Here is a 24734-nt window from a genome sequence, read left to right on the forward strand (position 1 = left end):
CAGCGATATTATTGCGCCAAATCTGATCGAGCTTGAAATCCTCTGCGAGCATCCGGTCAACAGCGTAGAAGAGGCTGTAAGCGCTTCTCGCGAGCTAATTGCTCAGGGGCCTGAGATTGTCCTGGTGAAGCATCTTGCGCGCGCAGGGTTAAGCCAGGACCGTTTTGAGATGCTGCTGGTGACGAAAGACGAGGCATGGCACATCAGCCGTCCGCTGGTGGATTTTGGTACGCGTCAGCCGGTAGGGGTGGGCGATGTGACCAGCGGCCTGCTGCTGGTGAAGTTGCTCCAGGGGACGGCTCTGCGGGATGCACTTGAGCATGTGACCGCAGCAGTTTATGAAATTATGATGGCGACGAAAAACATGCAGGAATATGAGCTGCAGGTGGTGGCAGCGCAGGATCGTATCGCGAAGCCCGAGCATTATTTCAGCGCAACCCAATTGTAAGAGCAGGGATAGTGTAGGCCGGGTAAGCGCAGCGCCACCCGGCAATACAGAGCACTCGGATTAATTCAACCCTTCTGCCTTCAGCGCCGCTGCAACCGCAGGGCGTGCCGCTACGCGTTCCATATACGACGCAATATGATCTAACCCTTCCAGGTTCAGCTTCACCGCGCGCGCCCAGCGCAGAACGGTAAACAGATACGCATCAGCAATGGTGAAACGCGCACCGCAGATCCACTGATCGTCTTTCAGTGATTCATTAACGTACTGCATCTTTTTCTCAAGTAACGCACGTACGGTCGGTTTGTACTCTTCCGGCGTGTCCGGGCGGAACAGCGGCGTAAAGCCTTTGTGCAGCTCGGTCGCGATGTAGTTAAGCCACTCAAGGGTTTTATAGCGAGAGATACTGCCTGTTGGTGCCAGCAACTGACGATCCGGCACGTTGTCGGCCAGGTACTGCATAATCGCCACGCCTTCGGTCAGAAGTGTACCGTCATCCAGCAGCAAAGCCGGAACTTGTCCTTTCGGGTTGATCGCGAAAAAATCATCGCCGTTTTCGAGGCGCTTTTTCATCAGGTCAACGCCATCCAGCGTGAAATCTTTGCCGCTCTCGCGAAGAGTAATATGGGAAGCAAGAGAGCAGGCGCCCGGTTTGTAGAACAGTTTCATCGGTAACTCCTTTTTGCTGAGGTATCAGCTATGTTAGTGCGCGTTCGGATAAAAAAAAAGCCGCTAATGCTTTAGCGGCTTCTTTCCATTCAGTCGTTTCCCGATGACATTACGCGGTAGCGGTTTCGGTCGCTTTAGACGTTTTGTCGTCGTCCTGAGTCATGCGATTCAGCTTAGGCGCGGTCAGCAGCATCAGCACAGCGATAACCGCCGTGGCAATACCAATCTGCATGAACACGGTGCCGTATACGTTCAGGGAAAGCAGTGGGTCAGTCACGTTTTCCGGAACCGCCATCAGGTTAGCAATCTTACCTGCAATGATTGCCGCACCCGCAGTGGTCAGGAACCAGCTACCCATGATGAAGCCCATCAGACGCTGTGGCACCAGCTGTGCAACCATCGCCAGGCCCAGACCGGAGATCATCAGCTCACCGATAGACTGCAGGGCGTAGCTCAGGATCAGCCAGTTAACGGAGACGATACCCGCGTCGGACGCAAATTTCGTTCCCAGCGGCAGCACAAGGAAGGCGCAAGAGCACAGCACCATGCCCACGGCGAACTTGTGCGGCATTGGCAGGCGGTCGCCCATCTTGTTATAGATAGCGGCCAGAATCGGGGAACCAATCATGATCCAGAACGGGTTCAGAGCCTGGAACTGCTCAGGTTCGAACGCGATACCGAGGATTGAATGTTCAACGTTACGGATAGCGAAGAAGTTCAGGGAAGTTGGCATCTGGCTGTACAGCACGAAGAAGATAATCGCTTCCAGCATCAGGATGAACGCGACAATCATCTTACGACGTGCAGCGCCCTGCATGGCGAAGGCTTCTTTCGCAAAGATGCAGACGATACCCAGCGCAACCACGCCCAGAACCGCACGTGCAACGCCCTGGTTGTGCAGCAGCCAGGTGGCAATCGCAGCGAGAACGACAACGCCCGCGATGGTGGCCAGCAGTTTACCCATGTGAACCGGTTCGAAGTCTGGCTTAGAACCGTAGTCTTTAACCCAGCTGCGGCAGAACAGGAAGTTCACAACGGTGATCAGCATACCCACGAAGCTCAGCGCAAAGGCCACGCTCCAGCCGAATTTCGCTGCCAGCCATGGTGTTGCCAGCATGGAGAAGAATGAGCCAATGTTGATGGACATGTAGTACATGGTAAATGCACCGTCCAAACGTGGGTCATCTTTGTTGTAGCAGGTAGAGAGCAGGGAGGACGGGTTCGCTTTGAACAGACCGTTACCGACGGCAATCGTTGCCATACCCATATAGACCACAGCCGCATCGTGTCCAGACCATGCAACCAGACCATAGCCAATCGCCAGGACAATGGCGCCCAGCATAATGACGCGTTTGGTGCCGAGGACTTTGTCACCCAGCCAGCCGCCGATAGCAACCAGACCGTACACCAGAGCACTGAAGGAGGAGAACAGCGTGATGGAATCCGCTTCGGACATACCCAGTTGTTTAACCAGGTAAACCGCCATGATCCCTTGCAGGCCGTAATAACCAAAACGCTCCCATAACTCGATTGAGAAGATGAGATAGAACGCTTTCGGCTGTTTGAAAGCGTTGAGACTCACGCTTTCATTTGTTGGTTTATTGTTTGCAGTAGACACATATACCTCTTTTTTTACATCCCATATTAACGGGGGTGTTCATAGCGTGATGACCGTAGTCCATCCGCTTTATAGTTATATTGGGAGGGGAAACGGCGGGTAATGTTCACTATCCTGACCCATCTGGCAATATGTTTGAAATACTCTGTTACATATAACTGAGGTGGTATAATCCACGGGTCACACAAATGTTATTCAGCGTTAAATTTCATCCGTTGCGTTTTGTTGGTTTTTTTCACTACCCCTAACCCCCTTCCGGCCCGATATGGCAATATGTTCTGCTATTTGGCCTTTAAGGTAGTGATATAGCCCATAATCTGAAAAATGACTGGTCTTATATGCGGTATATGAACGGTTAATTCTTGTCGGGCAAAGGTTTTGCGAGGTGTTTGACAACAAAAATCCAACATGACGTTATCAGAGTGATCTTGATCACAGATGTATAGAAATTTTTGGTGATGAAAAAACTATTAACCTGTTTCAGTGTTAAATGGCCGAACAATCCATAAGGTGGGATAGCGCAAAAGCGGACAAATTACGGTCAAAAGGAAGGTATGCAGAGGACCTTCCTTTTATAGGGTTTTGATTCGGGAGTGAAAAAGGCTAAAGCGATCAGGGATAGACTTTTTCTTTATATTCGCAAAGATCTTCGATGATGCAGGAGCCGCAGCGAGGCTTGCGTGCGATGCAGGTATAGCGGCCATGCAAAATCAGCCAGTGATGACAGTCGACCTTAAATTCCGCCGGAACGACTTTTAATAACTTCTCCTCAACCTGTTCAACGTTTTTGCCAGGTGCAAAGTTGGTGCGGTTAGAGACGCGGAAAATGTGCGTATCGACGGCGATAGTCGGCCAGCCGAAGGCCGTATTCAGCACCACGTTCGCCGTTTTGCGTCCGACGCCGGGCAGTGCCTCCAGCGCGGCACGATCCTCTGGCACTTCGCCTCCGTGCTGTTCCAGCAAAATCCGGCAGGTTTTGATCACGTTCTCGGCCTTGCTGTTAAACAGGCCGATGGTTTTGATATACGACTTCACGCCTTCGACGCCTAACTCAAGCATCGCCTTCGGCGTATTGGCCACCGGATAGAGCAGGGCGGTGGCTTTATTGACGCTGACATCGGTAGCCTGCGCAGAGAGCAACACGGCGATCAGCAGCTCAAACGGGGAGGTAAAATTCAGCTCCGTCGTTGGGTGCGGGTTCTCGTCCCGCAGACGGGTCAGGATCGCAATGCGCTTTTCTTTATTCATGAAGCCTTCTCGGGTGTCCCTTCCAGAACGCTACGCTCAGCCGCGCGGCGCTTACGTTTTTCATCAATCAGGTATTTTATTGCCAGCATCATGCCAAGGCCAATGAAAGCACCCGGCGGCAGCATGGCCAGCAGGAATGGCGTATCGGTGTGGAACACTTCAATACGCAACGCTTTTGCCCAGCCGCCCAGCAGCGCATCTGCACCGTCGAACAGCGTACCGTTGCCGAGGATCTCACGAAGCGAGCCGAGGACAAACATGGCACCTGTCGCCCCCATACCGATAGCGAAACCGTCAAGCGCCGACATCGCCGGGCTGTTCTTTACGGCAAACGCCTCGGCACGCCCGACCACAATACAGTTGGTCACGATCAGCGGAATGAAGATCCCAAGCGACTGATACAGGCCAAACGCGTAAGCGTTAATCAGCATCTGAACGATACTCACCACCGACGCGATGATCATGACGTAAATCGGAATACGGATCTCCGAAGGCGTCCAGCGGCGCAGTGCGGAAATGGACAGGTTAGTCAGTGTCAGCACCAGCGTGGTCGCCAGCCCCAGACCGAGTGCGTTGGTTGCAGTAGAGGTGACGGCCAGCAGTGGACACATCCCCAGAAGCTGCACCAGCGCGGAGTTGTTCTTCCACAGCCCCTGAACAATAACCTCTTTAACCTGGCTCATGGCTACTCCTCACAGGCCGGAAGATTGTTAATCTGCGCAGGCAGCGTTTCAGCATACAGCCCGGCGCGTTTTACAGCGTTAACCACGGCGCGCGGCGTTATGGTCGCACCCGTGAACTGGTCGAACTCACCGCCATCTTTCTTCACCGCAAACGCTGCGTCATTTTCGCCGTGGATCACTTTACCGGCAAAGTGCAAAATCCAGTCGCTTAAGCGTGTTTCAATTTTATCGCCAAGGCCCGGCGTCTCGTGATGCTCCGTCACACGGGTACCCAGTACGGTACCGGAAAAATCGCTGCCGACGAGCAGTTGAATGGCTCCGGAATAACCGTCGGGGGCCGTGGTTTCCATGACTGCACCCACAGGCCGATCCCCTTTGCGGGCGATAAAGACGCGGTGCGGGCCTTTCCCAAGCTGCGGCGCTTCTATAACAAAGCAGCTTTTCTGCAGGTCATTATCGTAGAAGTCAGACGGGATCACCTGATCAAACAGCGCTTTTTGCTGCTTTGCCGCCTGCTCATCAATCGTCGATTTGGTCAGCTCGTTCACCAGCGCCGTCAGGCCGGTCAGTACCGCAGCGAAAATAGCCAGCGTGACGCCGTGTTTTTGCATGGTCTTTAACATGGCGAAACCCTTAGCGATGACCGTACACGCGCGGACGCGTGTAGTAGTCGATGAGCGGAACGGTAATGTTGGCGAGCAGGACGGCGAACGCTACCCCATCCGGATAACCGCCAAAGCTGCGAATCAGCCACACCAGCAGACCCGCCAGCGCGCCGAAGATCAAACGGCCACGATTGGTGGTTGACGCCGTAACCGGGTCGGTAAGAATAAAGAATGCACCCAGCATAGTCGCGCCGGAGAGCAGATGCATCTGCGGGCTGGCCAGTGACTCAGGAGAGAAGACCCAGCCCAGCGTAGCGCAAACCGCCAGCGTCACGAGGAAGCTGACGGGAATATGCCAGCGGATCGCTTTTTGTTGCAGCAGGAACAGGCCGCCCAGCAGATACGCCAGGTTGACCCACTGCCAGCCTGCACCGGCCAGCACGCCGCTGTAGATGGCGGATTTCATGATCTGCTCAACGCTGTGCCCGGCGTGCAGGGACGTTTTAAAGGTATCGAGAGGTGTTGCCTGGCTGATACCGTCCACGCCCATACGCAGCGCGTTCATATCCGCGCCGAGGGCCGTATGGCCGGTGAAGATAACGTGCAGGGCATCCATAAAGCCAGGCACCGTGGCGGCAATTTCATGGGGTGGCAACCAACTGGTCATCTGCACCGGGAAGGAGATCAGCAGAACAACATAGCCGATCATTGCCGGGTTAAACGGGTTATGCCCGAGCCCGCCGTACAGCTGTTTGGCGATAATCACCGCAAACACGGTACCCAGCACCACCATCCACCACGGGGCAAACGGCGGAATACTGATCGCCAGCAGCAGGCCGGTCAGTAACGCGGAGTCGTCAGCGAGAATGCGGGAGACCGCCATTTTTCGCAGCTTCAATACGAGCGCTTCCGCCGCTAACGCACTGGCGCAGCCAAGGACCAACTGGAAAAGGGTACCCCAGCCGAAAAACCAGAACTGAACGGCAATGCCTGGCAACGCCGCCAGGCAGACCAGCATCATGATGCGCGATGTCTGGCGCTGGTTATGGGTGTAAGGGGAACTTGCGATTCTGAAAACCATTTAATCCTCGTTAACTGCTTGTTGTGCGGCTTTCTTCGCCTGAACGCGCGCAATCGCGGCGGCGACGGCGGCTTTGCGTGGATCGTCGTTTGCGGCCTGCGGCTGCTCTTCCTGCAGGGCGGCTTTGCGCGCTTTGGCCCGAGCGATAGCGGCTTCGACAGCGGCTTTGCGTGGATCTACCGGCACTTCGGGCTCCGCAGTTTGCGCCTGCTGCGCTGCTTTGCGCGCTTTCGCGCGTGCAATGGCCGCTTCGACGGCAACTTTACGCGGATCCTCAGCGTCTTTCTCAACAACCACGTCCTTCTGACCCGCTTTACGGGCTTTGGCACGGGCAATTGCCGCTTCAACCGCCGCTTTACGCGGATCGACGCCCGTTTCCGGCTGGGCAGTTTCTGCTTTCTCTGCCTGACGGGCGCGAGCCTGGGCCTTGCGCGCTTCGCGTGCCGCAATCGCTTCGCTGTTATCCGGTTTTTCGCCTGCCGGGATCACCAGGGTTTGCGTTGCAGTGGCTTTTTTCTCACGCACGCGCGCCAGTGCAGCGTTGATGGCGTCCTGATCTTTCTCACCAGGCTGAACGGCAGCCTGTTTATGGCGCTCCTGGCGGGCGATTTTCTCGCGTTCGAGACGCGCCTGGCGGGCTTCAAAGCGCGCTTTGGCTTCGGCTGCGCGCTTCTCTTCCATTGAGATGGCATAAATCTCAGCCTTCTCCTGACGGAAGTATTGCACCAGCGGAATATTGCTTGGGCAGACCCAGGCGCAGGCACCGCATTCAATGCAGTCGGCAAGATTGTGGGCCTGCGCTTTGTCGTGCAGTTGGCCTTTGCTGTACCAGTACAGCTGCTGCGGGAGCAGATCCGCCGGGCAGGCATCAGCACAGGCGCTGCAGCGGATGCAGCCTTTTTCTTCCTGTTCTTCACCCATCTCGGTCGGAGAGGGGGCGAGCAGACAGTTAGTAATTTTGACGACCGGGACATCCAGCCACGGCAGGGTAAAGCCCATCAGCGGGCCGCCCATGATCACCATCTGGTCGCTACCAGGGCAAAACTCGGCCTGCTCCAGCAGATGACGCACCGGCGTACCCAGACGCGCCCAGACGTTGCCTGGACGGGACACCGACTCACCGGTCAACGTCACCACGCGCTCGGTTAGCGGCTCGCCGTCAATCACCGCACGTTTTACCGCATACGCCGTACCGACGTTTTGCATCAGCACGCCGATGTCAGAGGAGCGGCCACCGTGCGGTACTTGTTTACCGGTGAGGATCTGGGTCAGCTGCTTTGCGCCGCCAGACGGGTATTTGGTCGGGATTACGCGCAGGCTAATATCATGGCAACCCGCCAGCACGGCCCGCAGCATGGAAATGGCCTGCGGCTTATTGTCTTCAATGCCGATCAGCACTTCTCGTGGCTGCAGAATATGGGAGAGAATGCGAATACCTTCCACTACCTGGGCGGCACAGTCCTGCATCAGACGGTCATCGGCGGTGATATAAGGTTCGCATTCCGCAGCGTTGATGATTAGCGTGTTAATTTTGTCGCCACCGCCGCGCAGTTTGGTACCCGTCGGGAAACCTGCGCCGCCAAGACCGGCCACGCCGAACTGATGAACGCGTTCAATCAGCTCTTCGCGGCTGCGGGAACGGTAATCGCTCCAGCCGTCACGGTCGATCCAGCGGTCTTCGCCGTCGGCTTCAATAATCACGCTCAGTTCAGACAGCGCTGAAGGGTGCGCGACGGTATGTGGGGCGATCGACACCACTTTACCGGAGGTGGGGGCGTGTACTGGCAGCATTCGTCCCCGACCAAAGGTCAGCGGCTGGCCGCGAAGAACGGTATCGCCTTCTTTAACGCAGAGTTCGCCTTCCGCGCCGATATGCTGTTTGAGCGGCATGACGTAACGCGTCGCCAGCGGAATTTGTCGCAGCGGCGTGCCGTTTGACTGGGTTTTCATCTCCGGGGGATGGATACCGCCGTCGAAGTCCCAAATCTTCTCTTTTCTGAAAGCAGAAAATAACTTAAGCATGTTGTTCCACAGGAATATTGCGAACCGGAATGGTCTGAAGATCCCATTTCCAGCTTTCGGTAGTCGTTTCAACCGGGCGCAGTTCTATGCACTGCGTTGGGCAGGGGGCCACGCAAAGGTTACAGCCGGTGCACAGATCGGCCACAACGGTGTGCATGGCGCGGGTTGCGCCCACAATGGCATCAACAGGGCAGGCCTGAATACATTTGGTGCAGCCGATGCAGTTCGCTTCGTCGATCACCGCGAGGGCGCGAACCGGTTCCTGCCCCTCGGCATCGCCGTCGACAGGCTGCGGGTCAACGTTAAGCAGGGCGGCAATTTTGAGCATCACCGCTTCGCCACCGGGCGCACAGCGGTTGATTTTTTCACCCTGCACGCCAACCGCTTCGGCATAAGGCCGACAGCCGGGGTAGCCACATTGCCCGCACTGGCTTTGCGGCAGCAGCTCGTCAATTTTTTCGACAACGGGATCGTCCTCAACCGCGAAACGGCGGGAGGCGTAACCCAGAATCAGGCCAAACACCAACCCCAGTACGCTGATGGAGGCGATGGCAATCCAGATAGCACTCATTACAACTTCACCAGACCACTAAAGCCCATAAAGGCCAGAGACATTAAACCTGCCGTCACCAGTGCAATGGCGTTTCCGCGGAAGGGCGCGGGAATATCCGCTGCAGCCAGACGTTCACGAATAGAGGCAAACAGAACCATGACCAGTGAGAAACCGACGGCGGCAGAAAAGCCGTACAGCGCCGATTGCATGAAGTTATGCCCGAGGTTGATGTTCAGCAACGCCACCCCAAGTACGGCGCAGTTGGTGGTGATCAGCGGCAGGAAGATACCCAGCAGGCGATAGAGCGCCGGGCTGGTTTTGCGCACCACCATTTCGGTAAATTGCACGACGACCGCAATGACCAGAATAAAGGACAAGGTGCGCAAATAGATCATGTCCAGCGGGATCAGGATCCAGGTATCAATCAACCATGCGCAGATGGACGCCAGCGTCATGACGAAAGTTGTCGCCAGCCCCATGCCCATCGCGGTCTCCAGTTTTTTGGAAACCCCCATAAAAGGACACAGGCCAAGAAACTTCACCAGAACGAAGTTGTTAACCAGCACAGTGCCGACAAAGAGCAGTAAGTAATCGGTCATTATTCAGCCTGAAATAAAAAAGCCGCCTATTATCGGACAAAGCACGACAGGCGACAACAGGTTAACAGTAAGGTTATTACGGGTTCACGAAGGTTTTCTTCACCCGCGTCGAACGCTTGAAGTAAGGGACCAGCAGCGCAGCAGCCAGTAACGGGAATAACAGCTGGCGAACCGCTAGCGCGTCAGAAACCGGAGAAAAAGCAAAGGCTTTCACCGCCAGCAGCACGGAAATCAGCAGCCAGATAATATAATGTTTTGGCACACTTTTGCGGCGCTTAAAGAACGCAATGGTCAACCAGAGCGTGTAGTACCACATCCCGATGGCGAAGACGAACGAGGCAAACCACAACGCAATATTAAGCACACTTTGCGACATCAGGGTCTGAATGGCATGAGGTGTGATCAGCGCGGTGGTATAGAGTAACAGCGCAAGCGATGCGCTTAATAATGCAACCAGCAGCCATGCCAGCGGGGCGATTAACCAGCCTCCAATTCTTTCTCCAGGCGATACGGTCATGCTCTCTCCCATAGTCTGCGCGAAAGGGTATACAGAAATTTGCAGGGCGGAGAGTATATAACATTTCGCGCGGATGGCTACTTTCTTATAAAACGTAGCGCCATACGGACTTCGGCACTTCCCCGACGTTGAACAAACGGCCACCGGAGACCAGTTCAGCCCGGCGGTGGTCAGCGGCGCGATACATATTGATAATTTCGTGATTATCCGACAGCGTGTAGTTTAGATGGTCAAACAGTTTTTCCAGGCTCTCAAGGGAATTGATCTTGCGAAATTTTAATAAATAGTCCTGAACTGTCATGTTAATAAGTTTCCATATAAAAGTGAGTAATACCCGTGTCGGTAATTCGTTCGAATAATAAACGGATAAATAAAGACGTAAAACAGCCCACTCAGGTAATGTGACGAAATTAGGAGTTTTCTTTGCTGAAAGATTCAGGCATCAGACGATGCCTGGAAGAGAAGGTTAACCCTGTTCAACACGGCTGGCAATATGCAACTGACAGAATGTGTCACAAGGGCGTTACTTCGGTTGTGCGACGGTGACAGGCTCCGGCGGTTGGTAGTTATCGATGTGGCTGGCAACGCCAAGCAAAATGACCGAAACCCCAAGGACAATCCATCCCGCTAATTCAATGATTCGATTAATTATTGATGACATGACTCGTGTTTGTAATTTATCCATAAATACAGATTGCAAATGTTACCGTGCAGCACTGACCTCGGCAAGCGGTTTGGGAACGATACCCTTAATCAATCTTAGTGAGTTACATCCTTGTAACAAAAACATCTGGTGCAAGGTGCTATTTTAAGTCATATGACACATTATTAATGTGTAGTAATACCCGCAAAGCCAGTGTGAAATAAGATAATGACAGGAGGGCACTACGATGAGTGAAAATATCCGTGTCGGGCTGATTGGTTATGGTTACGCGAGTAAAACCTTTCATGCGCCTCTGATTAGCGGGACGCCGGGAATGTCTCTGGGGGCGGTTTCGAGCAGTGATGCCGCAAAAGTACATGGCGACTGGCCAACCGTTCCGGTTGTTTCTGAGCCTAAACATCTTTTCAACGATCCGAATATTGATGTCATCGTCATTCCTACCCCAAACGACACGCACCTTCCGTTAGCTAAAGCGGCGCTGGAAGCGGGTAAACATGTTGTGATCGATAAGCCCTTTACCGTGACGCTGCCACAGGCGCGCGAGCTGGATTCGCTGGCAAGAAGTCTTGGCAGGCTGTTGTCCGTTTTTCATAACCGTCGCTGGGACAGTGATTTTCTGACGGTGAAAGCCCTGCTTAGTGAAGGCACTCTCGGTGAAATAGGCTATTTTGAATCTCATTTTGACCGCTTTCGTCCGCAGGTGCGTAACCGCTGGCGTGAACAGGCGGGCCCCGGAAGCGGTATCTGGTATGACTTAGCGCCGCATTTACTCGATCAGGCCGTAAATCTGTTTGGTCTGCCGGTGAGTATGACGGTTGATTTAGCACAGCTTCGGCCTGGCGCGCAGACGACAGATTACTTCCATGCCGTTTTGAGCTATCCGCAGCGTCGTGTCGTACTGCACGGGACGATGCTCGCCGCCGCGGAATCGGCGCGTTATATTCTTCATGGTACGCGTGGTAGCTACGTGAAGTTTGGTTTAGATCCGCAGGAGGACCGCCTGAAAAACGGTGAGCGTTTGCCGCAAGAGGACTGGGGCTACGACATGCGTGATGGCGTGCTGACGCGCGCGGAAGGTGAAGAGTTGGTTCAGGAAACGCTGCTGACCATTCCAGGAAACTATCCGGCTTATTACGCGGCTATCCGTGATGCGCTCAACGGGACGGGAGAGAATCCGGTTCCGGCCAGCCAGGCGATTCAGATCATGGAGTTGATTGAGCTGGGCATCGAATCTGCCAAACATCGCGCCACGCTCTGTCTGGCATAAGTTCTCAATGTTTTTGTTGGCCGGGTAAGCGCAGCGCCGCCCGGCAAATGCTCAACCGCGAGCCACTTTATCTTTAAGCGCCTGCTTCTCTTCAGGCGTCAGGAACGCAATTTCCAGCCCGTTAATCTGCGCCTGGCGGATCTGCTCGCGGCTCAGGCCCGCCTGCGGTGCGGCGATGTTGTATTCGTGAATAATATCCACACCCTGAACCGCCGGATCGTCGGTGTTTAGCGAGGCCAGCACGCCGTGTTCCAGGAAGGTTTTCAGCGGATGTTTATCCAGCGTTGCCACGGTGCTGGTCTGAATGTTGGAGGTCAGGCAGGATTCGATACCGATGCGCTGCTCCGCCAGGAAATCCATCAGGGCACGATCTTCGACGGCTTTCACCCCGTGGCCGATACGCTCTGCGCCCAGCTCGCGAATGGCCTGCCAGATGCTTTCCGGGCCTGCTGCTTCACCCGCATGAACGGTAATGTGCCAGCCCGCGTCACGCGCGCGATTGAAATGAGAGAGGAACAGGCTACCCGGGAAGCCTAGTTCATCCCCGGCGAGGTCGACAGCGGTGATCTGGTCACGATGTGCCAGCAATGCTTCCAGCTCCTGAAGGCAAGCCGCTTCACCGAAGGTGCGGCTCATGATACCAATCAGACGTGCCTGAACGTCGAAAGCTTTACACCCTTCGCGAACGCCCTCAATCACCGCTTCCACCACGCCCGCGACGGGCAGGTTGTGGGTCATTGCCATATAGCCCGGCGAGAAGCGCAGTTCGACGTAATGCAGGCCATTACGGGCGGCGTCTTCAATGTTCTCGAACGCCACGCGGCGGCAGGCATCCAGCGAGGCCAGCATCTTTACGCCCCAGTCGAGTTTGCTCAGGAAGCTGACCAGATCCGGCTCATTCGAGGTGACCTGAACATGTGGGATCAGGGTTTCAAGCGTTTGTGCTGGAAGCGTTAAATTGAACTGGCGGCCAAGATCGAGGATGGTTTGGGCACGAATGTTACCGTCAAGGTGACGATGAATATCAGTTAAAGGCAGGCGTGTATCAATCATGGTCGCACTCTTTGCTGGTTAAAGTGCGCCATATTATAAAAACAAAACGGGGTAAAAAGCTATTTGCGCAAGGGAATATTCCGTTGCGCAATGGTATTACAACAGGGTAGCGATTCCGGCGACGAGGCGTTGCACCCCTTGTTCCAGTTTGCTGCGCGGGCAGCCTGCGTTCAGGCGTACGAAGCCATTACCCTCTTCTCCGTAAGTATATCCCGGCATGATCGCCACTTTTTCCTGCTCTATCAGCACTTTTTGCAGCGCCTTGTCGTCAATGTTCAGCGGGCGCAGGTCAATCCAGGCTAGATAGGTTGCTTCCGGCGGCTGCCAGTTCAGTTTCGGAAAAGCGCGGTTTAATTCCTGCGCGATAAACAAAAGATTCTCTTCCAGATAACTCCGCAAGGCATCCAGCCATGGCGCTCCCTGCTGATAGGCGGCGATATGCGCCGTCAGCGCCAGCACGGAAGGGGAAGAGAGTCCGTCGCGGCCTTTAAGCGCGCGGAGGTAACCCATGCGACTCGCTTCATCGCCGATCAGGCCGTAAGCTCCGGTCAGCGCCGGAATATTAAAGCTTTTCGAGCCAGAGGTGAGGAGCGCCCATTTGCCGCGTGCTACCTCATTCCACGGTGTGTGATGATGTTTTCCCCACACCATGTCCATATGAATTTCATCGCTGATCGTCGCCACGTCATAGCGTGCGCACAGTTCCGCCATCTGCGTCAGCTCATCCCGCGTCCAGACCTTACCGGTTGGATTTTGCGGGCTGCAGAGCAGCAAAATTTTGTTTTCTGGTTTGGCCAGGGCCGTTTCCAGCGCGGCCATATCACCCATCCAGCCGCTCGCCTGTTTCACCATCGCAACCGGCACGACGTGGCGCGCGTTGCCTTCGATGGCGTAATAAAACGCATCGTACGCGGGAGTATGAACCACCACGCCGTCGCCGGGCTGCGACCAGAGACGGATCAGCTCTGACACCATGTAGATGACGGAAGGGCCATAAACGACGGATTCGGTTTCGATACGGCTGTTAAAGCGTTGCTGGAACCAGTGCGCGACGGCAGCCAGAAACTCATCGTTTTTCCAGCGGCTGTAGCCAAACACGCCGTGATCGATGCGCTGATGGAGCGCGTCGGTAATGCAGGGCGCAGTGGCGAAATCCATATCCGAGATAGTGAAGGGCAGCAGATCGGCCGCGCCAAAGCGGTCGGCAACGTAATCCCACTGGGTGCACCAGGTGCCGTGACGATCCACGACGGTCGAGAAATCAAACATAACTCTCATCCTTAACGTAAAACCCCCTCATGAGAGGGGGCTGAGGCATCAGGCTTCTACTGTTCGCATCAGGGTTGCCAGTTCATCTTTTACCGACTGCACCTGCGGGCCGATAACCACCTGCAAATTATGCTGATTTAACTGTACCACACCGATGGCGCGATTAGCTTTCAGCCCATTGGTATCCACTTTCGACATATCCGCCACCGACAGACGCAGGCGGGTAATGCAGTTATCCAGCGAGGTGATGTTATCCGCACCGCCCAGCGCTGCCAGAATGGCCGGGGTGTTGTAACCCGATTTTCCTACCGTCCCTGCAACCGCTTGTTCAACGCTGGTCGCTGTTTCAGCATCACGGCCCGGTGTTTTCAGGTTAAAGCGGGTGATGGCGAAGCGGAAGATGCCGTAGTACACCGCAAACCAGATTGCCGCCACGACCGGCACCAGATACCACTTGGTGGACAAGCCGTGCAGGATCCCGAACACCACGAAGTCAATCACGTTGCCGTCGGTGTTACCGATGGTGACGCCCAGTACCGCCATCACGGTGAAGCCCAGACCGGTCAGCACGGCGTGAATGAGATACAGCACCGGCGCGACGAACAGGAACAGGAATTCGATTGGCTCGGTTGTGCCGCCAACGACGCAGGCGATCACACCGGAAATCAGCAGGCCTTTAATCTTATGACGGTTTTCCGGACGAGCACAGTGGTACATCGCCAGCGCCGCGCCCGGCAGGCCGCCCAGGAAGGCAGGCATTTTGCCCTGAGACAGGAAACGGGTTGCGCTCTCAGAGAAGCCGTGGGTGGTCGGGCAACTCAGCTGTGCCTGGAAGATCGTCAGCGCGCCGCTCACGTCGTGACCGCACACCTCCATCGTCCCGCCCGCTTCGGTGAAGCGAATCAGGGCCACCAGAATGTGCTGCAGACCGAACGGCAGCAGCAGACGTTCACCGGTACCGAAGATCATCGGACCGAAATCACCCGCGCCGTTAATGATGCGACCAATACCGGTGATACCCATCGCGAAGACAGGCCAGATCAGCGGAATGATCAGACCAAACAGACCCATGACCACGAGGGTGATAATCGGCACAAAGCGGGTACCGCCGAAGAAGGCCAGGGCATCCGGCAGGCGGATATTGTGGAAGCGCTCGTGCAGCATCCAGATAATCACACCCGCGATCACCGCACCGAGGATCCCGGTGTCGATGGACTGGATACCGATCACGCTCTGAATATTATTGGCTTTCAGTACGGCAGCGTCGGTGGTAGGCAGAATGCCTTTTGCGGTCAGCCAGAAGTTAACCGCAAGGTTCATCACCGCGTAGCCCACGAAGCCCGCAAAGGCGGCTACGCCTTTATTCTCGCGCGCCAGGCCCAGCGGGATGGCGATGCAGAACATGACGGGCAGGAAGCTAAACGCAAAGGAGCCGACTTTGCTCATCCAGATGAAGATCGCCTGCAGCACCGGGTTGCCGAGGAACGGGATCAGCGTGATGACGTCATGGCTGCTCAGGGAGCTGCCGATCCCCAGCATGATCCCGCAGAATGAGAGGAGTGCCACGGGCAGCATAAAGGTTTTACCCAGTTGCTGGAAAAACTCCCACAGCGATATTTTTTGTGCTGCTTTCGCCGTCATAAAACGACTCCTTGGTGGTTAAAAATAGTTTACCTGCTTCAATGCAGCGAGAAGATAAAACGTTTTATCAAACTTTAGTGCGCGCTAAATCACATTCTCAGGCTTTTACTGGTAGTATAAAGATAACGTATAGATAAAACGTTTTACCGATCTCATTATCAGGGAGTCACGCCAACCCATGGCTGTAGCGAAAAAGATCACCATCAATGATGTTGCCCTCGCGGCTGGCGTTTCCGTCAGCACGGTGTCGCTGGTTTTAAGCGGGAAGGGGCGTATCTCCCCCGCCACCGGACAGCGGGTCAACGAGGCGGTTGAGCAACTGGGCTTTGTGCGTAACCGCCAGGCGTCCGCGCTTCGCGGTGGGCAAAGTGGGGTGATTGGTTTGATCGTTCGCGACTTAACCTCGCCGTTTTATGCGGAGCTCACAGCCGGATTAACGGAAGCGCTAGAGGCACAGGGACGGATGGTGTTTTTGCTGCACGGTGGTCGCGACGCCGAGCAGCTGCTGTCCCGGCTGGATATGCTGTTGACGCAGGGGGTTGATGGCGTGATCGTGGCGGGGGCGTCGGGTGTGGGCAGCGAGCTGTGTGAGCGCGCCGCAGAGAAGGGCGTACCGCTGGTCTTTGCTTCCCGCGCCAGCTATCTCGACGAAGCCGATACGCTGCGTCCGGATAACATGCAGGCTGCACAAATGCTGACCGAGCATCTTATTCGTCGTGGACACCAGCGTATTGCGTGGCTCGGCGGGAAAAGCTCATCGCTCACGCGCGCCGAGCGGGTGGGCGGCTACTGTTCGACGCTGATCAAATACGGGCTGCCGTTCCACAGTGAGTGGGTGGTGGAATGTGGTTCCAGCCAGAAGATGGCGGCGGAAGCGATTGGTTCGCTGCTGCGCGCCAGCCCGACCATTAGCGCCGTGATTTGCTACAACGACGTGATTGCGATGGGAGCGTGGTTTGGTCTGATCCGCGCCGGACGTCAGAGCGGTGAAGGGGGCGTTGAAACCTTCTTCGGCCATCAGGTAGCGCTGGGTGCATTTGCCGATGTAGGCGAAAACGCGCTCGACGATCTGCCCATCGTCTGGGCGACTACCCCCGCGCGCGAAATGGGCTACACGCTGGCGGACAGGATCATGCAGCGCATCGAAAATACGGATGTCCAGGCCGGGCACCAGATTGTGGCGGCCCGGCTAGTGACGGCGAAATAACCTCAGGTCTGTTGCGTAAGCGGGTTGAGCAGCAGCTCGGCCTCAAGGGCTTCCACAAACTTTCGTACTTTTGCCGGGATCAGGCGGGAGGTCGGGTAAACCGCCCACACGGCCAGCGATTCCGGCTGGGCATCTTCGAGGACGATGCGCACGAGTTTCCCCTCTCTGAACGCCGGTTCTACGTACCAGCGAGATAAATTAGCGATCCCCATCCCACCGAGACAGGCTTCGAAAATGGCCTCGACAGAGTTCGCGGAGAATCGGCCCGACACCTTCTGCTTGTAGCGTAGTTCGCCCTGTTCGAAAGACCAGTGGACCGTGTCTGACGTGGTCAGACAGCTGTGTGCCGCCAGATCGTTAAACGATTTTGGATAACCGTTTGTTGCCAGATACTCCGCGCTGGCGCAGAGATCGCGAGGGTTATGGCAAAGGCGATGGGCAACCAGTCGGTTATCGCGCAGCGGCGCAATGCGTAACGCCACGTCTATGCCTTTGCCGACAATATCAACCTGTTCGTCGGCGCCGAGTAAATCGACCTGCAGGGCGGGATGCTGCTGCATGAACCGGGTCAGCATAGGAGCCACGATCTTCCGGCCAAACCCCGCTGAGGCGGTAATGCGCAGGCGTCCGGAAAGGTGGGTCCCGTCGGGAAACAGGTCGGCAAGCGCGTTGCTTTTATCTTCCAGGAGCGCCAGCGCGTGAGGGAGAAAAATATCCCCGTCGCTGGTGGGCGAGAGCGAACGCGTGGTGCGGTGTACCAGCCGAACCCCCAGCTCCGCTTCGAGATGCGTCAGGGCACGCGACGCGGCCATGGCGCTCATGGAGAGCCGTCGTGCGGCGCCGGCGAGGCTACCCGCCCTGACGGCTTCAACAAAAACTTCAATATCTTCCAGTCTCATTATCTCGCTTTTCGTTATGCTGCCTTATCAAATTACACATCTACATTATTTGTCGTTACGCTGCCATAGTCTCTTCACATCCTGATAAACATGAATTTGGAGTGAAGATGAAAAAGTTGAAAACGGTTCTGGCGTTCAGCGGCCTGATGTTTGCGAGCGTGACGTGGGCAGATGCCCCCGCGCAGGTGAAGCAGCAGGTCCCCGGCTATTATCGCCTTGCCGTAGGGGAGTACGAGGTGACGGCGCTGTTCGACGGCTATAACGATCTTTCGCCCACGCTGTTACAAGGCCTTTCACCCGACGCGGTTAGTAAACTGCTGGCACAACAAAAAATCGATGCCGAGCGCATGCCTACCGCCTTCAACGCCTTTCTGGTGAATACCGGTAAACACCTGGTCATGATTGACAGCGGGGGTGGCCACTGCATGGCGGAAACCGCCGGCCAGCTCATCGGCAATATGAACGCATCAGGTTATCGGCCTGAGCAGGTCGATACGATTTTCCTGACCCACCTTCATCTTGACCATGTGTGTGGCCTGAGCGATGCGGACGGTAAGGCGTTGTTCCCCAATGCCACCGTCTATGTGCCGCAGGGGGAGGCCGAATACTGGCTCGATCCGGCTAAAGAGGCGAGCGCGCCTGCGAATGCGAAAGCCTATTTCGCTATCGCCAGGAATGCATTGGCTGCGTATAAAGCCACCGGACATCTTAAAACCTTTATTCCGCCCGCTTCGCCTATTCCTGAAGTCCAGACAGCCTATGCCATTGGCCATACGCCCGGCAGCACCGTTTATCGGTTTGCTTCACAGGGAACGGCCATTAACTTCATTGGGGACCTGATTCATGCTCCTGCTGTCCAGTTCCCGCATCCTGAAGTGTCTATTCGTTTCGATGTCGATTCGAAAAAAGCCGTCTCATCCCGCGCGCAGGAATTTAACGCGCTGGCGAAAGACGGCGAGTGGATGGCCGCGGCGCATCTGCCTTTCCCGGGTATTGGGCATATCACCGCCCGGCCGCAGGGCTACCGCTGGACACCCGTAAATTATGGTCCTTATCAACGTGCGGCCCATGTGCCTCTGCTGAAATAAAGTGAGGTTAACCGCATGAAAAGTTACACCGTAACGGTAAACGGCATCCGTCAGTTTGTGGTCGAAGAGGGTGAAGGCGCGCCGGTTATTCTTCTGCACGGTTTTCCAGAAACAAACTATGCCTGGCGCCACCAGATACCGGTTTTATCCCGCCACTATCGCGTGATTGCGCCTGATCTACGCGGATATGGGGAAACGGATAAACCGGCCTCCGGTTATGATAAACGGAACATGGCGCGTGACATCCGGGAACTGATGCGAGTGCTGGGTCTGGAGAAGGTGGTGCTGGTTGGGCACGATCGCGGGGCGCGGGTTGCGACCCGCTTTGCGAAAGATTATCCCGAGTTAATCGACCGCCTGGTGGTAATGGACAACGTGCCAACGCGTATTGTGGCCCGCGATCTGACTGCTTCGATTGCGCGTGCATACTGGTTCTTCCTGTTTCATCTTGTGCCCGACCTGCCGGAAGCCCTGATTGCGGGTCGAGAAAACGTATGGCTGCGCCACTTTTTCTCGGACTGGACCTACGACCCGTCAACCATCAGCGGCGAGGCGTTTGACACCTATGTACGCGCGTATCAGGCGCCGGGTGCCGTGCGAGGCGCAATGGCTGACTATCGCGCAAACGCAGAGGATGTGGCGCAGGATCTGGCAGACGCTGACGTGAAAATTACCTGCCCGGTAATGTCGCTGTGGGGCAATGATTTTCACGCGGTTGGCAAGCTCTTCGATATGCAAAGCGTCTGGGCCGAAATGGCGGATAACCTGCGGGCATACGGTATTGATGAGTGCGGTCATCTGCCGCAGGAGGAGCAGCCAGAGAAAGTGAACGCACTGCTGATGGATTTCCTGGCGGGATGGAAATTTTAACAGGCAATAAAAAACCCCTCATGCGAGGGGTTTTGCTGTTTACTGCTGCGGTGCCGCCGGTTCGGCTGGCGCTGCAGGTTCAGCCGGTTCCGGCATCCCCAGAGCGGGCATACCAAACATGCCGACAAAATCTTCCAGCGGCATTTTATCGCCGTTCAGGGTTACCTGGCCGTTGGCATACTGCAGGCTGGTGGAAATCGTGTTGTCTTCCACTTTCGTGATGCGGAACATCTGGCCCATCGCCGCCAGACCTTTCACCTGCTGGTTCGCCAGTTTGCCAGCGTCTTCATCGCCGTAACCTTCCAGCTTCGCAATCTGGGTCATAAACTCGGTCGCCATGTCCATTGGGATGGTCAGCTTGCTCTCGAGCGACTTCACGCTTCGATCCACTTCCTGCGCCAGCGTCTGCGGTTCACCCGTTGCAGCTGCCGGATCTTTCAGGAACAGCGACAGGTTGAAGTTGGTTTCGCCTTTGCTGTTTTTCCAGCTCAGCGGTGCGACGGTGATCACCGGCTCGCCTTTCAGCAGGATGGGCAGGTTGTTGAACAGCACCGCCATCGCCTGCTGCTGGTACACTTCCGGATTCTGCTGCAGCGCGGCATCGGTCAGCAGCGCCTGGCTCTCTTTGCTGTATTTTTGGCTAAATTCGTGCCACGCCTGGCCGTCGATATTGCCGATCTTCAGCGTTAATTTTCCGGTCCCCAGATCCTGATTCTGCACCTTCAGGCTCTTCAGGGCGTAATCCAGCTGCGTATTGATATTCTTGCCGTCTTTGGAGATGTCGGATTTGCCGTTCACGTCCATGCCTTCCAGCACGGCCATCTCTTTACCTTCAACCGCGATTGCTATCTTATCGAGAGAGAGCTTCTGATCGCCAATACGCTCTTTAAAATCGGTCATACGGCTGTTGCCGTCGGCTTTCAGGTTGTTGAAGCTGAGCTGAACCTTTTGGTTATATTCGTTAACTGCGTTCACCACGCCGCTTTCTGCTTCACCGGTCAGAGAGAACACGTTTCCGTCGCGGTCAGCGTCCAGTTTGAAGTTACCCCCGCTGAAGGCGACCTTCTCGTTCTCTTTCTCGTAGTTCAGCGCTTTCAGCGCAATATCGGAACTCGTGTCACCGGCATAGCTGATGCGAGTATTGATTTCGAAAGGCGAGGTATTTTTTGCCAGATCAAACAGTGGCCTGGTGACGTCGTTATTCACCAGCACCGTGTGAACGGACGCCATTGATGGGATCAGATTAAACGATTTTAACTGCGCCAGCGGGAACGGACCGTGGCTGACCACTTCATCCAGCACCACGCTCTGGCCTGGCTTCAGCCAGGCGTTCGCGTTTCCTGCTACAGGTTTCACCACCATCTGCATATGGCTGGTAAACACGCCGCGCTGATAGTTCTGATAGCTAAGCTCAACGCCAGCCTCCGGCGCGCTGCGCTTAATCTCTCCGTTAGCCTGCGCGACCATCTCAGCCAGACGACCTTCCAGCTGTTTCCCGGTAAACCAGGAGGCACCCGTCCAGACCACGCCTAACGCTACAATCACTCCAACCGCTACGACCGATTTTTTCATTGCGACTATCCCTAAAATGAAACCAGGCGGTAAAAACCGCCCGGAGATATAAAACCTTAAACTAGCTTAGCAAGAGTTGTTAAAAAATTCAGTAAGTGCTTATAGCTTATTAAAAACGCGCGCCAGACGACCGGTGCCGCTCACGCTAACCGGCGACTCGTTCGCTGCAACAAAAGCCGACTCGCCCGGCTTGAGCACCAGACGCTGTTGGCCTTTCTGCAGCGTCGCTTCGCCCTCCACGCAGAACAGGATCGCCGCGCTCTGCTGTGCGATGGCGGTTTCGGCCTGGCTGAGGTCGTGCAGAGAAAACGCGAAATCCTCAACCGGGATCGGGAAGTCCAGCTCTGCGCCGTTTTTCACCGGCTGAGTCAGCAGTTCGTCGGCAGGCTTCGCCACGAACTTCACGTTGGCGACCAGCTCAGGGATATCGATGTATTTTGGCGTCAGGCCCGCGCGCAGCACGTTATCCGAGTTGGCCATCACTTCCAGCGCTACGCCCTGCAGGTAGGCGTGCGGGGTTTCGGCAAACAGGAACATCGCTTCGCCCGGGTTCAGCTTCACCACGTTCAGCAGCAGGGGAGAGAACAGGCCGCTGTCGTCCGGGTAGAATTCGGAAATCAGACGGATGGTCTCCCACGGCTCACCTTGCTGGCTGTTCAGCGCTGCTTTCAGCACCGCCAGCGCATGAGATTTCTCTTCGCCCTGCATATTCAGCAGGCTGGCGAACAGCTGGCTCAGCGCGTCCGCGTCCGGGTTTTCCAGGAAGTGGGCGATAGCCTTGTTAGCACCCGCCACAGGTTGCAGAAGAGAAACGATCTCCGAAAACTCGCGGAACGCGTTCATCGCCAGGAATGGGGTGAGTGCAAAAACCAGCTCCGGCTTGTGATTTGGATCTTTGTAGTTACGTTCAGCCGCGTCTAATGGAATACCCGCCGCGTTCTCTTTCGCAAAGCCGATTTCAGAGGCTTTCTTGTTCGGGTGAACCTGAATGGAGAGCGGCTGGTCGGCGCACAGTACCTTAAACAGGAACGGCAGCTCGCCAAAACGCGTGGCAACCTTGTCGCCCAGCAGTGCGGCTTTATCAGCATCAATCACGTCGCGCAGGCTGCGCACCTGGCCGCTGGCGTCTTCAATTTTTGAGCTGCTCTTCGGGTGCGCGCCCATCCACAGCTCTGCCATCGGCAGGTTGTCCGGGTTGGCGATACCGTAGAGATCCGTTAACGCAGTTTTACTTCCCCAGGCGTAGTTTTGCACTGAGTTGATGAGTTTTTGCATTATCAAGCCCTGATTCAAATGTGGAATTAACTCCGGGTATTAAAGCAATAAACCGCGTGGAAGTAACCTGCGGATGTAAAAAGTCGTACTAGTCTCAGTTTTTGTTAAAAAATTGTGTAGGATAAGCTGACTCGCTTTTAAGCCGGGCAGCGGAACATCTGCCCTGAACAATCAGACCGAAGCAGTAAGTGAGAGAACAATGTCGAACAAACCCTTTCATTATCAGGATCCTTTTCCCCTCAGTAAGGATCAGACCGAGTATTACCTGTTAACCCGCGATTACGTTTCTGTCTCTGAGTTTGAGGGACAGGAGATCCTCAAAGTTGACCCGCAGGCGCTGACGCTGATGGCACAGCAGGCCTTCCACGACGCTTCGTTCATGCTCCGCCCGGCGCATCAGCAGCAGGTTGCCGATATCCTGAGCGATCCGCAGGCCAGCGAGAACGATAAGTACGTGGCGCTGCAGTTCCTGCGTAACTCGGATATCGCGGCGAAGGGCATTCTGCCGACCTGCCAGGATACGGGTACCGCAATTATCACCGGCAAAAAAGGCCAGCGCGTCTGGACCGGCGGCGGTGACGAAGCGGCGCTGGCGCATGGCGTCTACAACACCTATATCGAAGATAACCTGCGCTACTCGCAAAACGCGGCGCTGGATATGTACAAAGAGGTCAACACCGGTACCAACCTGCCTGCTCAGATTGACCTCTACAGCGTCGATGGCGACGAATACAAATTCCTCTGCATCGCCAAGGGCGGCGGTTCGGCTAACAAAACCTACCTCTACCAGGAAACCAAAGCGCTGCTCACCCCGGGCAAGCTGAAAAACTACCTGGTTGAGAAAATGCGTACCCTCGGTACCGCAGCGTGTCCGCCGTACCATATCGCCTTCGTGATCGGCGGTACCTCGGCGGAAAGCACGCTGAAAACCGTCAAGCTGGCGTCGACCAAATACTACGACGGCCTGCCGACAGAAGGGAACGAACACGGCCAGGCGTTCCGCGACGTGCAGCTTGAGCAGGAACTGCTGACCGAAGCGCAGAACCTGGGGCTGGGCGCACAGTTTGGCGGCAAATACTTCGCGCACGACATTCGCGTGATCCGTTTGCCGCGCCACGGCGCATCCTGCCCGGTGGGCATGGGCGTGTCCTGCTCGGCGGATCGTAACATCAAGGCGAAGATCAACCGCGACGGCATCTGGATCGAGAAGCTGGAGAACAACCCAGGCAAATACATCCCGGAAGAACTGCGTAAAGCGGGCGAGGGGGAAGCGGTTCGCGTGGACCTGAACCGTCCGATGAAAGAGATTCTGGCGCAGCTTTCTCAATATCCGGTCTCGACCCGTCTCTCCCTGAACGGCACGATTATCGTGGGCCGCGACATTGCGCACGCGAAGCTGAAAGAGCGTCTGGACAACGGCGAAGGGCTGCCGCAGTACATTAAAGATCACCCAATCTACTACGCAGGCCCGGCGAAAACGCCTGAAGGCTACGCGTCCGGCTCGTTAGGTCCGACTACGGCAGGCCGTATGGATTCGTACGTTGACCAGCTTCAGGCCAACGGCGGCAGCATGATCATGTTGGCGAAAGGTAACCGTAGCCAGCAGGTGACGGACGCTTGCCACAAGCATGGCGGCTTCTACCTGGGCAGCATCGGCGGCCCGGCAGCGGTGCTGGCGCAGGGCAGCATCAAGAGCCTGGAGTGCGTGGAATACCCGGAACTGGGTATGGAAGCGATCTGGAAAATTGAAGTGGAAGATTTCCCGGCGTTTATCCTGGTGGATGACAAAGGTAACGACTTCTTCAAACAGATCCAGTCTTCTCAGTGTTCGGCGTGTGTGAAGTAGTCTGAAGAAAATACCGGGTGGCGCTGACGCTTACCCGGCCCAC

The 24734-nt window shown here is 55.7% G+C and carries 24 protein-coding genes; 6 read left to right on the top strand and 18 right to left on the bottom strand.

What is annotated here, in order from left to right; translation table 11 throughout:
* On the top strand, window positions 1-448 hold a 448-nt coding region (gene pdxY / locus ENTMO_RS26555; RefSeq protein ID WP_010430359.1), incomplete at its 5' end, for a pyridoxal kinase.
* Between the two features lie 60 nt (window positions 449-508).
* Here the strand turns inward: pdxY and gstA are convergent.
* From gstA to blr, 12 genes are all read right to left on the bottom strand, one after another.
* On the bottom strand, window positions 509-1114 hold the full coding sequence (gene gstA, locus ENTMO_RS0110720; protein ID WP_010430362.1) for a glutathione transferase GstA: 606 nt from the start codon (window positions 1112-1114) through the stop codon (window positions 509-511).
* A 109-nt stretch (window positions 1115-1223) separates the two neighbouring features.
* Window positions 1224-2732 carry a dipeptide/tripeptide permease DtpA gene (dtpA, locus tag ENTMO_RS0110725; protein WP_010430365.1) on the bottom strand — a complete coding sequence of 503 codons (1509 nt, stop codon included), beginning with the start codon at window positions 2730-2732 and terminating at the stop codon, window positions 1224-1226.
* Between the two features lie 612 nt (window positions 2733-3344).
* Window positions 3345-3980 (bottom strand): endonuclease III, encoded by a 636-nt coding sequence (gene nth / locus ENTMO_RS0110730; protein ID WP_008500570.1) that lies wholly within the window; start codon window positions 3978-3980, stop codon window positions 3345-3347.
* Window positions 3977-4663: an electron transport complex subunit E gene (locus ENTMO_RS0110735; protein WP_010430367.1), complete on the bottom strand. Its 687-nt coding sequence runs from the start codon at window positions 4661-4663 to the stop codon at window positions 3977-3979. Before ENTMO_RS0110735 ends, nth begins: the two co-directional genes overlap by 4 nt.
* Before the next feature lie 2 nt (window positions 4664-4665).
* Window positions 4666-5286 (bottom strand): electron transport complex subunit RsxG, encoded by a 621-nt coding sequence (gene rsxG, locus ENTMO_RS0110740; RefSeq protein WP_010430368.1) that lies wholly within the window; start codon window positions 5284-5286, stop codon window positions 4666-4668.
* 10 nt (window positions 5287-5296) lie between these two features.
* Window positions 5297-6349, bottom strand: a complete 1053-nt coding sequence (rsxD, locus tag ENTMO_RS0110745; RefSeq protein ID WP_010430369.1) for an electron transport complex subunit RsxD — start codon at window positions 6347-6349, stop codon at window positions 5297-5299.
* Window positions 6350-8371, bottom strand: a complete 2022-nt coding sequence (gene rsxC, locus ENTMO_RS0110750) for an electron transport complex subunit RsxC (protein WP_010430372.1) — start codon at window positions 8369-8371, stop codon at window positions 6350-6352.
* A complete protein-coding gene (rsxB, locus tag ENTMO_RS0110755; RefSeq protein WP_010430374.1) occupies window positions 8364-8942 on the bottom strand; it encodes an electron transport complex subunit RsxB in 579 nt (192 codons plus the stop codon). The genes rsxC and rsxB overlap by 8 nt, the downstream gene beginning before the upstream one ends.
* A complete protein-coding gene (gene rsxA, locus ENTMO_RS0110760; protein ID WP_010430378.1) occupies window positions 8942-9523 on the bottom strand; it encodes an electron transport complex subunit RsxA in 582 nt (193 codons plus the stop codon). The genes rsxB and rsxA overlap by 1 nt, the downstream gene beginning before the upstream one ends.
* Before the next feature lie 76 nt (window positions 9524-9599).
* Window positions 9600-10040 (bottom strand): DUF2569 domain-containing protein, encoded by a 441-nt coding sequence (locus tag ENTMO_RS0110765; RefSeq protein ID WP_010430380.1) that lies wholly within the window; start codon window positions 10038-10040, stop codon window positions 9600-9602.
* Between the two features lie 85 nt (window positions 10041-10125).
* Complete coding sequence (gene ydgT / locus ENTMO_RS0110770) at window positions 10126-10341, bottom strand: transcription modulator YdgT (protein ID WP_010430382.1); 216 nt, start codon at window positions 10339-10341, stop codon at window positions 10126-10128.
* A gap of 222 nt (window positions 10342-10563) precedes the next feature.
* Complete coding sequence (gene blr, locus ENTMO_RS24630) at window positions 10564-10689, bottom strand: division septum protein Blr (protein WP_168112406.1); 126 nt, start codon at window positions 10687-10689, stop codon at window positions 10564-10566.
* Between the two features lie 241 nt (window positions 10690-10930).
* Here blr and ENTMO_RS0110775 point away from each other — a divergent pair, with 241 nt between their 5' ends.
* Window positions 10931-11971, top strand: a complete 1041-nt coding sequence (locus ENTMO_RS0110775) for an oxidoreductase (RefSeq protein ID WP_010430384.1) — start codon at window positions 10931-10933, stop codon at window positions 11969-11971.
* Between the two features lie 51 nt (window positions 11972-12022).
* Here ENTMO_RS0110775 and add read toward each other — a convergent pair whose 3' ends face one another.
* The 3 genes from add to malX all read right to left on the bottom strand — a co-directional run bounded on the left by add (window position 12023) and on the right by malX (window position 15934).
* Window positions 12023-13024 (bottom strand): adenosine deaminase, encoded by a 1002-nt coding sequence (add, locus tag ENTMO_RS0110780; RefSeq protein WP_010430386.1) that lies wholly within the window; start codon window positions 13022-13024, stop codon window positions 12023-12025.
* A 96-nt stretch (window positions 13025-13120) separates the two neighbouring features.
* On the bottom strand, window positions 13121-14293 hold the full coding sequence (locus ENTMO_RS0110785; RefSeq protein WP_010430391.1) for a MalY/PatB family protein: 1173 nt from the start codon (window positions 14291-14293) through the stop codon (window positions 13121-13123).
* Window positions 14294-14341: 48 nt separating this feature from the next.
* Complete coding sequence (gene malX / locus ENTMO_RS0110790) at window positions 14342-15934, bottom strand: maltose/glucose-specific PTS transporter subunit IIBC (protein WP_010430394.1); 1593 nt, start codon at window positions 15932-15934, stop codon at window positions 14342-14344.
* A gap of 178 nt (window positions 15935-16112) precedes the next feature.
* Between malX and ENTMO_RS0110795 the strand changes: the two genes are divergently transcribed.
* A complete protein-coding gene (locus ENTMO_RS0110795) occupies window positions 16113-17141 on the top strand; it encodes a Mal regulon transcriptional regulator MalI (RefSeq protein WP_010430397.1) in 1029 nt (342 codons plus the stop codon).
* A 2-nt stretch (window positions 17142-17143) separates the two neighbouring features.
* Here the strand turns inward: ENTMO_RS0110795 and ENTMO_RS0110800 are convergent, their stop codons facing one another.
* A complete protein-coding gene (locus ENTMO_RS0110800; protein ID WP_010430400.1) occupies window positions 17144-18040 on the bottom strand; it encodes a LysR family transcriptional regulator in 897 nt (298 codons plus the stop codon).
* Window positions 18041-18147: 107 nt separating this feature from the next.
* Here ENTMO_RS0110800 and ENTMO_RS0110805 point away from each other — a divergent pair, with 107 nt between their 5' ends.
* Both ENTMO_RS0110805 and ENTMO_RS0110810 read left to right on the top strand, forming a co-directional pair.
* Window positions 18148-19128 carry an MBL fold metallo-hydrolase gene (locus tag ENTMO_RS0110805; protein ID WP_010430402.1) on the top strand — a complete coding sequence of 327 codons (981 nt, stop codon included), beginning with the start codon at window positions 18148-18150 and terminating at the stop codon, window positions 19126-19128.
* 15 nt (window positions 19129-19143) lie between these two features.
* Entirely contained in the window at window positions 19144-19998 is an 855-nt protein-coding gene (locus ENTMO_RS0110810) for an alpha/beta fold hydrolase (protein ID WP_010430404.1), read from the top strand.
* Between the two features lie 39 nt (window positions 19999-20037).
* Here the strand turns inward: ENTMO_RS0110810 and ENTMO_RS0110815 are convergent, their stop codons facing one another.
* Together ENTMO_RS0110815 and manA are read right to left on the bottom strand one after the other, a co-directional pair.
* Entirely contained in the window at window positions 20038-21570 is a 1533-nt protein-coding gene (locus ENTMO_RS0110815) for a YdgA family protein (RefSeq protein WP_010430407.1), read from the bottom strand.
* A gap of 99 nt (window positions 21571-21669) precedes the next feature.
* Window positions 21670-22845, bottom strand: a complete 1176-nt coding sequence (manA, locus tag ENTMO_RS0110820; RefSeq protein WP_010430409.1) for a mannose-6-phosphate isomerase — start codon at window positions 22843-22845, stop codon at window positions 21670-21672.
* A 199-nt stretch (window positions 22846-23044) separates the two neighbouring features.
* Between manA and fumA the strand changes: the two genes are divergently transcribed.
* Window positions 23045-24691, top strand: coding sequence for a class I fumarate hydratase FumA (gene fumA, locus ENTMO_RS0110825; RefSeq protein WP_010430411.1), 1647 nt, complete (start codon window positions 23045-23047; stop codon window positions 24689-24691).
* The last annotated feature ends 43 nt before the right edge of the window (window positions 24692-24734 follow it).

It is taken from the genome of Enterobacter mori LMG 25706 (genome assembly GCF_000211415.1).
Lineage (GTDB): Bacteria > Pseudomonadota > Gammaproteobacteria > Enterobacterales > Enterobacteriaceae > Enterobacter > Enterobacter mori.

What these genes read in the sequence shown, in the direction of transcription:
- ENTMO_RS0110765 (WP_010430380.1), bottom strand. Translation starts at nt 10,040, where the DNA reads ATGACCGTATCGCCTGGAGAAAGAATTGGAGGCTGGTTAATCGCCCCG.
- add (WP_010430386.1), bottom strand. Translation starts at nt 13,024, where the DNA reads ATGATTGATACACGCCTGCCTTTAACTGATATTCATCGTCACCTTGAC.
- ENTMO_RS0110815 (WP_010430407.1), bottom strand. Translation starts at nt 21,570, where the DNA reads ATGAAAAAATCGGTCGTAGCGGTTGGAGTGATTGTAGCGTTAGGCGTG.
- ENTMO_RS0110735 (WP_010430367.1), bottom strand. Translation starts at nt 4,663, where the DNA reads ATGAGCCAGGTTAAAGAGGTTATTGTTCAGGGGCTGTGGAAGAACAAC.
- malX (WP_010430394.1), bottom strand. Translation starts at nt 15,934, where the DNA reads ATGACGGCGAAAGCAGCACAAAAAATATCGCTGTGGGAGTTTTTCCAG.
- ENTMO_RS0110805 (WP_010430402.1), top strand. Translation starts at nt 18,148, where the DNA reads ATGAAAAAGTTGAAAACGGTTCTGGCGTTCAGCGGCCTGATGTTTGCG.
- manA (WP_010430409.1), bottom strand. Translation starts at nt 22,845, where the DNA reads ATGCAAAAACTCATCAACTCAGTGCAAAACTACGCCTGGGGAAGTAAA.
- rsxC (WP_010430372.1), bottom strand. Translation starts at nt 8,371, where the DNA reads ATGCTTAAGTTATTTTCTGCTTTCAGAAAAGAGAAGATTTGGGACTTC.
- gstA (WP_010430362.1), bottom strand. Translation starts at nt 1,114, where the DNA reads ATGAAACTGTTCTACAAACCGGGCGCCTGCTCTCTTGCTTCCCATATT.
- rsxG (WP_010430368.1), bottom strand. Translation starts at nt 5,286, where the DNA reads ATGTTAAAGACCATGCAAAAACACGGCGTCACGCTGGCTATTTTCGCT.
- nth (WP_008500570.1), bottom strand. Translation starts at nt 3,980, where the DNA reads ATGAATAAAGAAAAGCGCATTGCGATCCTGACCCGTCTGCGGGACGAG.
- rsxA (WP_010430378.1), bottom strand. Translation starts at nt 9,523, where the DNA reads ATGACCGATTACTTACTGCTCTTTGTCGGCACTGTGCTGGTTAACAAC.
- ENTMO_RS0110810 (WP_010430404.1), top strand. Translation starts at nt 19,144, where the DNA reads ATGAAAAGTTACACCGTAACGGTAAACGGCATCCGTCAGTTTGTGGTC.
- ENTMO_RS0110785 (WP_010430391.1), bottom strand. Translation starts at nt 14,293, where the DNA reads ATGTTTGATTTCTCGACCGTCGTGGATCGTCACGGCACCTGGTGCACC.
- ENTMO_RS0110800 (WP_010430400.1), bottom strand. Translation starts at nt 18,040, where the DNA reads ATGAGACTGGAAGATATTGAAGTTTTTGTTGAAGCCGTCAGGGCGGGT.
- rsxD (WP_010430369.1), bottom strand. Translation starts at nt 6,349, where the DNA reads ATGGTTTTCAGAATCGCAAGTTCCCCTTACACCCATAACCAGCGCCAG.
- fumA (WP_010430411.1), top strand. Translation starts at nt 23,045, where the DNA reads ATGTCGAACAAACCCTTTCATTATCAGGATCCTTTTCCCCTCAGTAAG.
- ENTMO_RS0110775 (WP_010430384.1), top strand. Translation starts at nt 10,931, where the DNA reads ATGAGTGAAAATATCCGTGTCGGGCTGATTGGTTATGGTTACGCGAGT.
- ydgT (WP_010430382.1), bottom strand. Translation starts at nt 10,341, where the DNA reads ATGACAGTTCAGGACTATTTATTAAAATTTCGCAAGATCAATTCCCTT.
- rsxB (WP_010430374.1), bottom strand. Translation starts at nt 8,942, where the DNA reads ATGAGTGCTATCTGGATTGCCATCGCCTCCATCAGCGTACTGGGGTTG.
- ENTMO_RS0110795 (WP_010430397.1), top strand. Translation starts at nt 16,113, where the DNA reads ATGGCTGTAGCGAAAAAGATCACCATCAATGATGTTGCCCTCGCGGCT.